The following is a 13,241-nucleotide window of genomic DNA, read 5'->3' as shown; positions in this document are numbered from 1 at the left end:
GGTCGCATACACGGAGACAACACGCATGCCGCTGGCGAATCATGAAGTTTCACCATCACGGCCCCGCACCGCGGACGCGGCCGAATCGATTCCGAACGACTGCCGGGGCCAGAACTTCTGGCGCCTCGATCCATCGCTGCGCCAACTGCTGGCGCTTTGCGCCGATACCGAAGAGTTGCGCCATTTCACGCCGCACTTCGACCGGCTCGGCGAGCTGGCCGGCAACACGCTGGACGAACTGGCGGACGCCGCGGACAAGCATCCGCCGACGCTGGCGCCGCGCGACCGCCACGGCCGCGACGTCGACCGCATCGACTACCACCCGGCATACCGGGAAATGGAGCGGATCGCGTTCAGCGAGTTCGGCATGGCCGCGATCGGCCACAAGCCCGGCGTGCTCGGCTGGCCTGGCCACGCGTCGCCACTGGTCAAGTACACGCTGACCTACCTGTTCTCGCAGGCGGAGTTCGGCTTGCTGTGCCCCGTCAATGGCAACGATGCGGCGGTCGGCATGATCCAGCGTTACGCCGACGACACACTCAAGCAACGCATGGCCGGCATGCTCAGCCAGGATATGCGTACCCTGCTGAAAATTGGCCATTTCATGACAGAGCGCACCGGCGGCTCCGACCTCGCCGGGATCGGCACCCATGCCCGGTTCGACGGGAGCGCATGGAAGATATATGGCGAGAAATGGTTCTACAGCGCCATCGACGCCGATTACGTGCTGGTGCTGGCGCGTCCGGAAGGCGCCCCGGCGGGAACGCGCGGCCTTGGCATGTTCGTCGTCCCTCGCTTGCTGGAAGACGGCACTCGCAATCGCTACCGCATCGCGCGGCTCAAGAACAAGCTGGGCACCCGTTCGATGGCCACCGGCGAGGTCGTCTTCGACGGCGCCCTCGCCCATGCCATCGGCCAGGGCAGGGACGGCATACGGTACGCCGTCCTGCCCATCAACGCCTCGCGGCTCTCGCACGGCGTGCGCGCAGCCGGCATGATGCGCCGGTGCCTGAACGAATCCCTGCATTTCGCCCGCCGTCGCGCCGCCTTCGGCAAACCGGTGATCGCGCATCCGCTGATGAAACGCAGCCTGTTGAAGATCATGGTGCCCACCGAGCAGGCGTTGTCGGCATGCATGTTTGTTGCCTCGACGATGCACCGCGCCGGCGCGGACGATCCGCGGGACAGGAAGATCGTGCGGCTGGCCACCGCGCTGCTGAAGTTCCGAGCCTGCCGCGACAACGCGACGGTCGCCACCGCAGCGATGGAAGTGCGCGGCGGCAGCGGCTACATCGAAGAATGGATCAATGCTCGTCTGGTGCGCGATGCCCAGACCGGGCTGCTGTGGGAAGGCACCAGCAACATCAACGCGCTCGACATCGTCACCCGCGCGGTGGCCAGGGATGCCGCCCATGAGGCGTTGCGCCAGCGCCTCATGGAGCTGGCTCGCGATGCCCGCGTGCCGCCACGCCACGGCGCGGCGCTGACGCAGGCCGTAGAGGAAGCCGTCGCGCGTATCGCCGCGATCGCCGCCGATCCACAGCTCGAACACCTTGCGCGGTCGGCCTCCTCGCGTCTTTATCACGTGATGACCGCCGTGCTGCTCGCCCACGAAGGCGCCATGCTGGCCGCCAGGACCGGCGATGCCCGCAGGCTGCTCCTGAGCTGGATGGTGCTGATGCATCGCATCGAACATGCCGAGCCATTCGATGGCGAGCATGCCCGGCGCGAGTCGCGCGCCGCCGACCTGCTGCTGGACGTCGACCGACCCGTGACGCTGGAAGCCCTGCACGCCGTGACCGGCATGCTCGACGCCAACGCCGCATGAACGCCTGCAAACGCATCGCCAGCAGCCACCCGTTGGCCCACGAGATTTCCGCCGCACCCATTTTCCGATCAGGAGCCATCCATGCAGAAAAAACGTAGAGCGCTGTTGTCCCTGCTTGGCGCCAGTGCGTTCCCGGCCTTGGCCGGACAGGCCTTCGGCCAGGGGCCGGCGTGGCCGACCCGCCATCTGCGCTTCATCTCCGGCGGCGCCGCGGGAGGCACCAGCGACATCGTGGCGCGCAACCTGCAGGAACCGCTGCAAAGCAAGTTCGGACAGTCCGTGGTGATCGAGAACATGCCGGGGGTCGGCGGCCTGATCGGCGCCGGCAACGCCGCGCGGGCCACCGACGGCCACACCTTCTTCGTCTCGAACCTGGCCTCCAACGTACTGAGTGTGCTGCTGTACGAGAAAGTGCCGTTCGACTGGCATACCGACCTGCCGGGCGTGGCGCGGTGCTGCACGCTGCCCAACGGCTTGTTCGTGCGCTCGGATACCGGCATCACCAGCGCGCAGCAGCTGTTCGACACGCTGCGCAAGGATCCCGAAAAACGCGTATTCAGCTCCGCGGCGATCGGCACGACCTCGCACCTTTCGTGCGTGATGCTGGGCCAGCGCCTGGGCATCGATCTGCTGCACATTCCCTTCAAGGGCGCCGCGGGCAACATGCTGGGCCTGCTGCAGGGCGATGTGTTCTTCACCATCGAGAACATTCCCACCTTCGCGGCCCTGGTCAAGGAAGGGCGCCTGCGGCTGCTGGCGGTATCCACCGCCGAGCGCTCGCCCAACTTCCCGGACGTCCCCACCATCCAGGAGTCCGACATCGAGAATTTCGACGTCTTCTCCTGGTTCGGCATTTCGGCGGCACGCAGCACCCCGCGCGCGGCCATCGACGCCGTGGCGGCGGAGATCCTGGGCCAACTGGCCGAACCTGTCATGCAAACCCGTTTCGAGAACCTCGGGATGACCGTCGCCGGACTCGGCCCCGACGCCTACGACAAGTTCATCGCCTCCGAGATGGCCGACTGGGGAGCAACGGTCAGGGCCGCCGGCCTCAAGCCGGCCAAATAGCCAGTCCCTCCCCACCCGCGACGACTCCGACTCATCCAACGCCCCTGCCGCATGCCGACCCCATCCCAATCCCGCCGTCCCGGTTCCGGGCACACGTTGACCGCCCTGTTCGAGCCCCGCTCGGTCGCCGTCGTGGGCGCATCGGACGATCCGTCGAAAATCGGCGGCCGCCCCCTGCACCTGTTGAAGGCGGCGCGCTTCGCGCTACCGATCTACCCCGTCAATCCCGCGCGCAGCGTGGTGCAGGGACTGGACGCCTACGCCCGTATCACCGAAACGCCGACTCGGCCGGATCTGGCCATCGTCGCGGTGCCGGCGGCGCATGTCCTGGCCACATTCGACGACGTCGTTGCGGCTGGCGCGCGCGCGGCCATTGTCTACACCTCCGGCTTTGCCGAAATCGGCGCCGAGGGTGTCAAGGTACAGGCCGAATTGACGGCCCGGGCGCGCGCCAGCGGCGTGCGCGTACTGGGGCCAAACTGCCTGGGCGTGATCAACACCCGCAGCAAGCTGATCGCCACGTTCAGCGGCGCGGTGGGACATGCTCCCCCGAGGCCCGGATCCATAGGGCTGGCCAGCCAGTCCGGCGCACTGGGCGCCCACTGCCTGGTGCTGGCCGAACGCCGCGGCATCGCCTTCAGCGTCTGGGCGACCAGCGGCAACGAAAGCGACATCGATGTGGCCGAGCTGATTGCCTACATGGCGACCGACCCGGGCACCCACGTGATCGTGGCTTGCATCGAGGGCGTGCGCGACGCCGGCCGCCTGATCGAGGCGCTGGAACTGGCGCGCACGCACGGCAAGCAGATCGTGATGATGAAGGTAGGATCATCGCCGATCGGCGCGGCCGCCGCGGCGTCGCATACGGCATCGATGGTGGGCTCCGATCAGGTCTTCGACGCCGTGCTGCGCGAGTTCGGTGTGTACCGCGCGCATTCGATCGAAGACATGCTCGACGTCGCCTATGCACTGACCGTACACCAGAGCCCCCGCGGCCGCTCGCTGGCCGTCGTTACCACGTCGGGCGGGGTAGGCGTGCTGCTGGCCGACGAAGCCGAGCGGCTGGGCGTGGACATGCCGGAGCTGCCCGCGATCGCCCAGGCTCGCATCCGTGAATTGCTGCCCTATGCAGGCACGCGCAATCCGGTCGACGTCACCGCGCAGATCACCAACACGCCGGAGATTCTGGGGCCCATGCTCGACGCGCTGCTGGCCTCCGGGACGGTCGGCTCCTTGCTGCTTTTCCTGTCCCACCTCGGGCTGAACGCCGCGATGATGCGGCGCCTGATGCCAGCCCTGACTGCGCTCTCGAAGCGGCCGGGCCCTCAGGTGCGCGTGGCTTGCCTGCTGGCCTGCGACGAGGTGCGCCAGGAACTGGAGGCCCTGGGCTTCAGTGTGTTCGAGGATCCGACCCGGGCTATCCGCACCGTGGCGGCCTTGATGGAGATTGCGACGGCACAGGCGCAGGCGCGCCCGGCGCGGACGCTGCCGCGGCTACCCGATACCGCCCATGCCGTCACGCCCGGCATGCAATACAGCGAGACCGAGGCCAAGCGCCTGGTACGGTCGATCGGCATCCAGACCCTGCCCGAGCGTATCGCGCAGGATCCCGCCCAAGCCGCGGCAATCGCCACCGAGCTGGGCTTTCCGGTGGCGCTGAAAATCGTGTCGCCCGAGATTCTCCACAAATCGGACGTCGGCGGCGTGCAGCTCGCCGTGCAGACAGCCGACGAGGCGCGCTCCGTCTACACATCCATGATGGCGCGAGTGCGGCGCAACTGTCCGCAAGCGCGCATCGACGGCATCGCGATAGCCCCGATGGCGCGCCCTGGCGTGGATCTGATCCTGGGCTGCATCCAGGACCCGACCTTCGGGCCCTGCCTGATGCTGGGCAGCGGTGGCGTCTACACCGAGATCCTTGCCGATGCCGTGATCCGGCGGGCGCCTTTCGACGCCGCGACGGCCCGCTCGATGATCGCGCAGCTCAAAGGCGCGCCGCTGCTCGACGGTGCGCGCGGCATGCCACGCGCCGACACCGATGCCCTGGCGCAGGCCGTTGCGATGCTTTCGGTCTACGCGTATGCCAATCGTCGCCACATCGAAAGCCTGGAGATCAATCCATTGCGGGTACTTCCCGCGGGCCAGGGCGTCGTGGCGCTGGATGCGCTGGCCACGACCGTACGGCATCCGACGGAGCCCGGCGAAGCGACGGTTTGTCCTGCACAGGAAGCGCACTCATGAACGACATGCATCACTTCACGACCGCCATCTCGAAGATCGTCAGCACGCCACAGGAAGAAGAGACCATCATCCGCGGACATCGCCTGTCCGACCTCATTCGCGAACAGCCGTTCGTGGCATCGGCCTTCCTGCTCCTGACCGGCCGGCTGCCCGACGCGGGCGAAGCGCGTACGCTGGATGCCGTGCTGACCGCGTGCGTGGACCATGGCGTGACGCCGGCGGCGGCCATCGGCCGCACCTTCGCCTCCTACGGGGCGCCCATCGCCCAGGCCATGGCGGGCGCGGCGCTGCTGTACGGCGACGTGGCCGGCGGCGTCGGCGACCCATTGGCTGCCATGATGAAGCAGGCCATCGCCGAAGCCGGCGCGCGCAACGGCGCACCCGGCGAGCACGACGTCGATGCCGCCGCCGGGAACCTGGTCGCCGCGGCCCTGCGGGCCGGCGGGCGCATGCCCGGCTTCGGCAATCCGCCGCACGCCAGGGATCCGCGCCCGCGCGTCCTGCTGGAGGTAGCGCGCTGCGCCGGCACCGCGGGCATCCACTGCGAACTGCTGCTCGCGGCCGAACGCCATCTCGCCGCCGCCAAGGGCAGGGATATCCCCATCAACATCGACGGCATCGTGGCGGCCTTGGCACTCGACCTGGGATTGCCCGACGGCTGCGCCGCCGCGCTGGTGATGATCGCCAGGAAGTTCAGCGTCCTGACGCACTACCTGGAAGAAAAGGGGCAGAATACGAAGTGGCGTCATGTCCCCCAGGAGTGCGTGCACTACACCGGGCCCATGCCGTCATGATCGGCGCGCTGCGACATGCCTGCCCTGGTTCGCGCGCCGCGGCGTTCGTTCTTTCGGGTCTCCAAACCATGACCAACGAAGTCAAATCGGCCGTCCGTGTCATCCAGATCCTCGAATACTTCGACACCGTGCGCCGCGAGGCCGGCGTACTGGAGATTTCGCGCGCACTGGGTTTCCCGGCGTCCAGCACGGCCGGCATCCTGCGCAGCCTGCAGCGGCTCAGCTACCTGGTCCAGGACGAGCAACGGCTCTATCGTCCGACCCCGCGCGTGACATTGCTGGGCAGCTGGATCGACCCGCTGCTCGCCCACGACGGCCCCCTGATGGCGCTGATGAGCCATTTGTCCAAGGCAACGGGCGAAACCATCATCCTGGCCCTGCAAGTGGATGCCGGCGCCCGCTACATCCACATCATTCCCTCGACGCAGCGCGTACGCCTGCATGTCAACGTCGGAGACGTACGCCCTTTGCTGACCTCCGGAACCGGCAGGCTGTTCGTCTCAACGATGGAGCCCGACCAGGTGCGGCGCGCCGTATTCCGGCACAACGCCTTGCGCGGCGCCAACGAGCCCGAGATCAATCTGTCCACCGTCACGCGCGACGCCACCCAGATACGCAAGAACGGCTATGCCACATCGCTAGACCGGCTCGTGCCAGGGGTAGGCATCATCGCGGCCTTGCTGCCGGAACGCGAAGGCACCCGGCCCATGGCGGTGGCCGTCGGCGGCCCCAGCGTGACGATACGCACGCGCACCGCCGAACTTGCGTCGCTGCTCAGGGAGGGCATCGGGCAGTATCTCCCGCACCTGGGCAACGCAGGCGACCAATCGTAATTCCGCCAAGGATACGTCCATGAAAGAACGCGACACGAACGCGGCTCGTCCGGATGGCGAGCCACCTGTGCAATGGCGGCGGCACAGCTCGCACTGGGGAGTCTTCGACGCCGCGCACACCGGCGACCGCTTGAAGGTCCGTCCGTTTGCGGGCGATCCCGATCCGAACCGCCTCATCGAGAATCTGCCGGACGCCATCCGCCATGGCGTGCGCGTTCCGGAACCGATGGCCAGGCTGGGCTGGCTGCGCGACGGCCCCGGGCCGGACACCCGGCGCGGCAGCGACGACTATGTGCCGATGTCGTGGGACGAGATACTGGATCGTCTTGCCCGTAAATTGCGCCGCGTGGTCGATCACCATGGCACCGCCGGCGTGTTTGGCGGCTCATACGGATGGTCCAGCGCGGGGCGCTTCCACCATGCGCAAAGCCAGCTGCATCGTTTTCTCAATGTCGCGTTGGGCGGCTATGTCCGCTCGGTCCATTCATACAGTTCGGGTGCCGCGCAGGTGGTGCTTCCGCACGTGGTTGGCGGCTTCGACGAAGTCACGCTGTGCAACGTCTCCTGGGAACAGATCACCCGGCATACCGACGTCGTGCTGGCATTTGGGGGCATGGCGCTGAAGAACTCGCGCGTGGCCGCCGGCGGCGTCAGCCGGCACATCGAACGCCAGGCCATGGCGCAGGCCGCCGGACGCGGCTGCCGCTTCTATACGATAGGCCCGCAACGGGACGATCTGCCCACGGAGGCGGCCGCGACCTGGCTGCCGGTGGTGCCGGGCACGGATGTCGCGCTGATGTTGGGCATCGCGCACACGCTGGTCGCAGCGGGCCTGCATGACCGGGATTTCGTCGTCGATTTCTGCGACGGCTGGCCGGTATTCGAAGACTATCTGCTCGGCCGCGCCGATGGCCTGGCCAAGAACGCGGCATGGGCAGCCGCCCTGTGCGGCATCGACGCTGCGGCCATCACGGAGCTCGCCCTGGGACTGGCGGGCAAGCGGGTCCTCGTGACCGTGGCCCACTCCCTGCAGCGCGCAGACCATGGCGAACAGCCGGTCTGGATGGGCCTGGTGCTCGCCGCGCTGCTGGGGCAAGTGGGACTGGAAGGCGGCGGATACAGTTATGCGCTGGGCTCGATCTCCAAGTACGGGCGGCGCAAGAATGCCGTATCGATCGCGGCGCTGCCACAAGGCGCCAACCACGAGAAACGCTTCATCCCCTGCGCGCGCATCGCCGATATGCTGCTTTCGCCAGGCGAGACGTTCCCATACAACGGCAGGACGCTGCGCTACCCGCATATCCGGCTCGCGTACTGGGCCGGCGGCAATCCCTTCCACCATCACCAGGACCTCGGCCGCCTGGCCCAGGCATTCCAGCGGCTCGACACCTTCGTCGTCCACGAAATCGGCTGGACCGCGACCGCCAGGCATGCCGACATCGTCCTGCCTTGCACCATGACACTGGAGCGCGACGATATCGGCGCCTCGCCGACCGACGATCTGATGGTCGCGATGCAGCAGGTCGTCCCGCCTTACGCCGATGCCAGGAACGATTACGATATTTTCAGCGACCTGGCGCAGCGCATGGGTTGCGGCGCCGCAATGACCGAAGGGCGCTCGGCGTCCGATTGGCTGCAATGGATCTACGCGGCAACCCGCGAGCAGCTGGCAGCCAAAGGCCTCGACGCGCCGTCGTTCGACGCGTTCTGGGAGAAGGGCGAGCTCAGGCTGCCCCAGCGCCCGGACGATGGCGGCGCGCAACGGGCATTCCGGCTGGACCCTGCGGCACACCCGTTGCCCACGCCGAGCGGCCGGATACAGATCGCCTCGGCACAGATCGCGGCGTTCGGCTATGACGATTGCCCCGGGCACCCGGCCTGGCTGCCTCCCGCCGACCCCGTCTCGGCGGCCTACCCGCTCTATCTCGTCGCCAACCAGCCTGCCAACAAATTGCACAGCCAGTTCGACTACGGCGGTTACAGCCAGGCATCGAAGCGGGAGGGCCGCGAGGTCTGCACGCTGCATCCGGCGCTCGCGCGCGCCAGGGAGATCGGCGAGGGAGACATCGTGCGCATCTACAGCCCGCGCGGATCGTGCCTCGCGGCGGCGACCCTGTCCACGGATATCCGCGAGGACGTCGTGCGCCTGCCTACCGGCGCCTGGTACGACCCGGAGCAGGACGAGCGCGGGTTGCCCATGTGCGTGCACGGCAATCCCAATGCCGTGACCCGCGACGCGGGCACCTCGTCCCTGGCCCAGGGCTGCTCGGGGCAGCTGACGGCGGTGCAGATCGAAAAGTACCTGGGCCCGCTCAGGGATGTTCGCGCCTATTGCCCGCCGGCCATCGCCACGCGGCCCGGACCGCCGGGCCCGCTTGCGCCGCCAGCCGGCTAGCTGTGAAGATTCAATAGGTTGTATGCATGGTTCATCCGAACCGGATTTGAGAAACTGGAAATCGCCAACCTCCCAGTTCACTCAAGGAGCCCGGCCGGATGAACACCCATAAGCATGCCCGATTGACCTTCCTACGTCGACTCGAAATGGTCCAGCAATTGATCGCCCATCAAGTTTGTGTGCCTGAAGCGGCCCGCGCCTATGGGGTCACCGCGCCGACTGTGCGCAAATGGCTGGGCCGCTTCCTGGCTCAGGGCCAGACGGGCTTGGCCGATGCGTCCTCGCGCCCGACGGTCTCGCCCCGAGCGATTGCGCCGGCCAAGGCGCTGGCTATCGTGGAGCTGCGCCGCAAGCGGCTGACCCAAGCGCGCATCGCCCAGGCGCTGGGCGTGTCAGCCAGCACCGTCAGCCGCGTCCTGGCCCGCGCCGGTCTGTCGCACCTGGCCGACCTGGAGCCGGCCGAGCCGGTGGTGCGCTACGAGCATCAGGCCCCCGGCGATCTGCTGCACATCGACATCAAGAAGCTGGGACGTATCCAGCGCCCTGGCCACCGGGTCACGGGCAACCGACGCGATACCGTTGAGGGGGCCGGCTGGGACTTCGTCTTCGTGGCCATCGATGACCACGCCCGCGTGGCCTTCACCGACATCCACCCCGACGAGCGCTTCCCCAGCGCCGTCCAGTTCCTCAAGGACGCAGTGGCCTACTACCAGCGCCTGGGCGTGACCATCCAGCGCTTGCTCACCGACAATGGCTCGGCCTTTCGCAGCCGCGCCTTCGCCGCGCTGTGCCATGAGCTGGGCATCAAGCACCGCTTTACCCGACCTTACCGCCCACAGACCAATGGCAAGGCCGAACGCTTCATCCAGTCGGCCTTGCGTGAGTGGGCTTACGCTCACACCTACCAGAACTCCCAACACCGAGCCGATGCCATGAAATCCTGGCTACACCACTACAACTGGCATCGACCCCACCAAGGCATCGGGCGCGCTGTACCCATCTCCAGACTCAACCTGGACGAATACAACCTATTGACAGTTCACAGCTAGCCTGCCCGCAGCAGGCGCGCCCGCTACGCCGCCTGGAAACGCACGATGCCGTCGGCATCGGTGCGGCGCTTGAGCTTGCCTTCGAAATACAGCGCGTGCAGGTGCGCCAGCGCCTCGCCCATGGCGAAGGTCAGCTGATGCAGGTCCAGCTTGCGCTTGAACAGTACCGGGACGATATCGGCCGTCGACTGCGGCGTCGCACAGGCCTGCAGGACTTCAGCCAGGCGCTCGTCGTGGTGCGCGTGCTGCTGGGCGATGCGTTCGTGCAGCCCGACGAACGGACGGCCATGCGAAGGCAGCACCACGGTATCGGCCGGCAGATCGTCGTAGCGATCGAGCGAGCGCAAGTACAGCGGCAGCGGATTGGCGTCCGGCTCGTGGTCGAACACGCTGACGTTGGTCGAAATGCGCGGCAGCACCATGTCGCTCGAGATCAGCACCTTGTGCGCGGGGCTGAACAGGGACACATGCTCGGGCGCATGCCCATAACCCACGATGACGCGCCAGGGGTGTCCGCCGATGGCGACCTCGTCGCCATGCAGCAGGCGCGTGTAGCGCGACGGCACGGCGGACACCAGGTTGGGGTAATAGCCGGCGCGCTGGCGGATCTGCTCCTGCGCATCCGTGTCGGTCAGCCCGTGGCGGGCAAAGTGCTCGACCGCGGCCTGGCCGCCCGAGGCGCCGCCATCGGTACGCCGCGACCACAGGCTGGCCACCATGAAATCGGTCATGCTGATCCACAGCGGCGCATTCCAGCGCTCGCACAGCCAGTGCGCCAGCCCGATGTGGTCGGGGTGCATGTGGGTCACCAGCACGCGCAGCACCGGCAGGCCTTCCAGTTCGTTCTCGAACACCTGCTCCCAGATCGTCTTCACTTCGTCGCGCGCGATGCCGCAATCGACGATGGTCCAGCCCTGGCGGCCGTCGATCTCGTCACGCAGCAGCCACAGGTTGATGTGGTCCAGGGCGAACGGCAGCGGCATCCGTATCCACTTCACCCCTTCGGCCACCACGAGGGCCACGCCGGGCTCGGGTTGTGTCTGGTCCCACGGATACTGCAGTTTCTGCTCGTTCGGATTCATTGCCTCTCCCTGTATTGGCTTGACGCCTGCTTCAACTCATCATAATTTACGTTTACGTAAACTGCCAAACGCTCATGTCTACCTGGACCATCTCCGAACTCGCACGCGAGTTCGACATTACGCCACGCACGATTCGTTTCTACGAAGACCAGGGCATCGTCAGCCCTTTGCGCGATGGCCGCAACCGCGTCTACAGCACGCGCGACCGCGCGCGCCTGAAGCTGGCCCTGCGCGGCAAGCGGCTGGGCCTGTTGCTGTCGGAGATCCGCAGCCTGATCGACATGTACGATGGCCCGGGCGACACCGCCCCGCAACTGCGCCACTACCTGACCATACTCGCCCAGCACCGCGCCACCCTGACACAACAACAGCGCGACATCGAGGATACCCTGGCCGAAATCGCCCAGCAGGAATTGCAATGCCAGCGCCTGCTGGCGCAAAAACAGTAAGCCCGCACGGCCGTGCCCATGGCGGTGCCCGCGCATGAAACTGCTAGGGAAAACCCGACTCAACTTTACGTTTACGTAAACGTAATATTTGCACTGCATCATTGCCCGGGCCCACGCGGCGGCGCATGATGTGGCTAGCTGCAATCCCGATCCGGGGTGCACCCGGCCCCGCTAAAGGTGTAAGTGCTCACTATCACGGAGACACCCATGGACATTCCCGGCCTTAATTTCAATCTGGGCGAAGACCTGGATATGCTGCGCGACGCGGTGCGCACTTTCGCCAACGCCGAGATCGCGCCCCGCGCGGCCGAGATCGACCGCAGCGATCAGTTCCCCATGGACCTGTGGCGCAAATTCGGCGACCTGGGCGTGCTGGGCATGACGGTCAGCGACGAATACGGCGGAACCGGGCTGGGCTACCTGGCCCATATGCTGGTCATGGAGGAAATCTCGCGCGCCAGCGCCTCGGTGGCGCTGTCCTATGGCGCGCACTCCAACCTGTGCGTCAACCAGATCTTCCGCAACGGCAGCGAGGCCCAGAAGGCCCGCTAGCTGTGAACTGTCAATAGGTTGTATTCGTCCAGGTTGAGTCTGGAGATGGGTACAGCGCGCCCGATGCCTTGGTGGGGTCGATGCCAGTTGTAGTGGTGTAGCCAGGATTTCATGGCATCGGCTCGGTGTTGGGAGTTCTGGTAGGTGTGAGCGTAAGCCCACTCACGCAAGGCCGACTGGATGAAGCGTTCGGCCTTGCCATTGGTCTGTGGGCGGTAAGGTCGGGTAAAGCGGTGCTTGATGCCCAGCTCATGGCACAGCGCGGCGAAGGCGCGGCTGCGAAAGGCCGAGCCATTGTCGGTGAGCAAGCGCTGGATGGTCACGCCCAGGCGCTGGTAGTAGGCCACTGCGTCCTTGAGGAACTGGACGGCGCTGGGGAAGCGCTCGTCGGGGTGGATGTCGGTGAAGGCCACGCGGGCGTGGTCATCGATGGCCACGAAGACGAAGTCCCAGCCGGCCCCCTCAACGGTATCGCGTCGGTTGCCCGTGACCCGGTGGCCAGGGCGCTGGATACGTCCCAGCTTCTTGATGTCGATGTGCAGCAGATCGCCGGGGGCCTGATGCTCGTAGCGCACCACCGGCTCGGCCGGCTCCAGGTCGGCCAGGTGCGACAGACCGGCGCGGGCCAGGACGCGGCTGACGGTGCTGGCTGACACGCCCAGCGCCTGGGCGATGCGCGCTTGGGTCAGCCGCTTGCGGCGCAGCTCCACGATAGCCAGCGCCTTGGCCGGCGCAATCGCTCGGGGCGAGACCGTCGGGCGCGAGGACGCATCGGCCAAGCCCGCCTGGCCCTGAGCCAGGAAGCGGCCCAGCCATTTGCGCACAGTCGGCGCGGTGACCCCATAGGCGCGGGCCGCTTCAGGCACACAAACTTGATGGGCGATCAATTGCTGGACCATTTCGAGTCGACGTAGGAAGGTCAATCGGGCATGCTTATGGGTGTTCATCCG

At 66.8% G+C, this 13,241-nt stretch carries 10 protein-coding genes and 1 pseudogene; 9 read left to right on the top strand and 2 right to left on the bottom strand.

The genetic code is table 11. The annotated features are described in order from the left end of the window. Nucleotides 1-25: 25 nt before the first annotated feature. The 7 genes from BN118_RS16905 to BN118_RS16875 all read left to right on the top strand — a co-directional run bounded on the left by BN118_RS16905 (nt 26) and on the right by BN118_RS16875 (nt 10,208). Nucleotides 26-1,828, top strand: coding sequence for a DNA alkylation response protein (locus BN118_RS16905; RefSeq protein ID WP_010929950.1), 1,803 nt, complete (start codon nt 26-28; stop codon nt 1,826-1,828). Between the two features lie 81 nt (nt 1,829-1,909). Beyond that, the gene (locus BN118_RS16900) at nt 1,910-2,896 is read left to right on the top strand and encodes a Bug family tripartite tricarboxylate transporter substrate binding protein (RefSeq protein ID WP_014906050.1); all 987 of its coding nucleotides are present in this window, start codon (nt 1,910-1,912) and stop codon (nt 2,894-2,896) included. A gap of 51 nt (nt 2,897-2,947) precedes the next feature. Continuing rightward, nucleotides 2,948-5,137, top strand: coding sequence for an acetate--CoA ligase family protein (locus BN118_RS16895; protein WP_010929952.1), 2,190 nt, complete (start codon nt 2,948-2,950; stop codon nt 5,135-5,137). Continuing rightward, nucleotides 5,134-5,931, top strand: a complete 798-nt coding sequence (locus BN118_RS16890; RefSeq protein ID WP_010929953.1) for a citryl-CoA lyase — start codon at nt 5,134-5,136, stop codon at nt 5,929-5,931. Before BN118_RS16895 ends, BN118_RS16890 begins: the two co-directional genes overlap by 4 nt. Beyond that, the gene (locus BN118_RS16885; RefSeq protein WP_010929954.1) at nt 5,928-6,764 is read left to right on the top strand and encodes an IclR family transcriptional regulator; all 837 of its coding nucleotides are present in this window, start codon (nt 5,928-5,930) and stop codon (nt 6,762-6,764) included. The genes BN118_RS16890 and BN118_RS16885 overlap by 4 nt, the downstream gene beginning before the upstream one ends. Before the next feature lie 19 nt (nt 6,765-6,783). Next, the gene (locus BN118_RS16880; protein ID WP_014906049.1) at nt 6,784-9,159 is read left to right on the top strand and encodes a molybdopterin-dependent oxidoreductase; all 2,376 of its coding nucleotides are present in this window, start codon (nt 6,784-6,786) and stop codon (nt 9,157-9,159) included. 98 nt (nt 9,160-9,257) lie between these two features. Then, on the top strand, nt 9,258-10,208 hold the full coding sequence (locus BN118_RS16875; protein ID WP_014905388.1) for an IS481-like element IS481 family transposase: 951 nt from the start codon (nt 9,258-9,260) through the stop codon (nt 10,206-10,208). A gap of 23 nt (nt 10,209-10,231) precedes the next feature. Here BN118_RS16875 and BN118_RS16870 read toward each other — a convergent pair whose 3' ends face one another. After that, nucleotides 10,232-11,290, bottom strand: a complete 1,059-nt coding sequence (locus BN118_RS16870; protein WP_010929807.1) for an MBL fold metallo-hydrolase — start codon at nt 11,288-11,290, stop codon at nt 10,232-10,234. A gap of 74 nt (nt 11,291-11,364) precedes the next feature. On the opposite strand from BN118_RS16870, the gene BN118_RS16865 reads away from it, so the two are divergent. Together BN118_RS16865 and BN118_RS16860 are read left to right on the top strand one after the other, a co-directional pair. Beyond that, on the top strand, nt 11,365-11,739 hold the full coding sequence (locus BN118_RS16865; protein WP_003818201.1) for a MerR family transcriptional regulator: 375 nt from the start codon (nt 11,365-11,367) through the stop codon (nt 11,737-11,739). Nucleotides 11,740-11,946: 207 nt separating this feature from the next. Next, nucleotides 11,947-12,288, top strand: a pseudogene (locus BN118_RS16860) (acyl-CoA dehydrogenase family protein); the annotation flags it as partial. Here BN118_RS16860 and BN118_RS16855 read toward each other — a convergent pair. After that, nucleotides 12,288-13,238, bottom strand: a complete 951-nt coding sequence (locus BN118_RS16855; protein WP_005012067.1) for an IS481-like element IS481 family transposase — start codon at nt 13,236-13,238, stop codon at nt 12,288-12,290. The pseudogene BN118_RS16860 and the gene BN118_RS16855 overlap by 1 nt on opposite strands. Between the last annotated feature and the right edge of the window lie 3 nt (nt 13,239-13,241).

It is taken from the genome of Bordetella pertussis 18323, assembly GCF_000306945.1.
Taxonomy (GTDB): domain Bacteria; phylum Pseudomonadota; class Gammaproteobacteria; order Burkholderiales; family Burkholderiaceae_B; genus Bordetella; species Bordetella pertussis.
Note: the sequence above shows the minus strand (reverse complement) of the source record. Positions and strands in the feature narration are given on the sequence as shown.

Excerpts from the sequence above, each read along its gene's own strand:
- BN118_RS16885 (WP_010929954.1), top strand. The coding sequence starts at position 5,928 with ATGATCGGCGCGCTGCGACATGCCTGCCCTGGTTCGCGCGCCGCGGCG.
- BN118_RS16895 (WP_010929952.1), top strand. The coding sequence starts at position 2,948 with ATGCCGACCCCATCCCAATCCCGCCGTCCCGGTTCCGGGCACACGTTG.
- BN118_RS16900 (WP_014906050.1), top strand. The coding sequence starts at position 1,910 with ATGCAGAAAAAACGTAGAGCGCTGTTGTCCCTGCTTGGCGCCAGTGCG.
- BN118_RS16875 (WP_014905388.1), top strand. The coding sequence starts at position 9,258 with ATGAACACCCATAAGCATGCCCGATTGACCTTCCTACGTCGACTCGAA.
- BN118_RS16905 (WP_010929950.1), top strand. The coding sequence starts at position 26 with ATGCCGCTGGCGAATCATGAAGTTTCACCATCACGGCCCCGCACCGCG.
- BN118_RS16890 (WP_010929953.1), top strand. The coding sequence starts at position 5,134 with ATGAACGACATGCATCACTTCACGACCGCCATCTCGAAGATCGTCAGC.
- BN118_RS16880 (WP_014906049.1), top strand. The coding sequence starts at position 6,784 with ATGAAAGAACGCGACACGAACGCGGCTCGTCCGGATGGCGAGCCACCT.
- BN118_RS16855 (WP_005012067.1), bottom strand. The coding sequence starts at position 13,238 with ATGAACACCCATAAGCATGCCCGATTGACCTTCCTACGTCGACTCGAA.
- BN118_RS16870 (WP_010929807.1), bottom strand. The coding sequence starts at position 11,290 with ATGAATCCGAACGAGCAGAAACTGCAGTATCCGTGGGACCAGACACAA.
- BN118_RS16865 (WP_003818201.1), top strand. The coding sequence starts at position 11,365 with ATGTCTACCTGGACCATCTCCGAACTCGCACGCGAGTTCGACATTACG.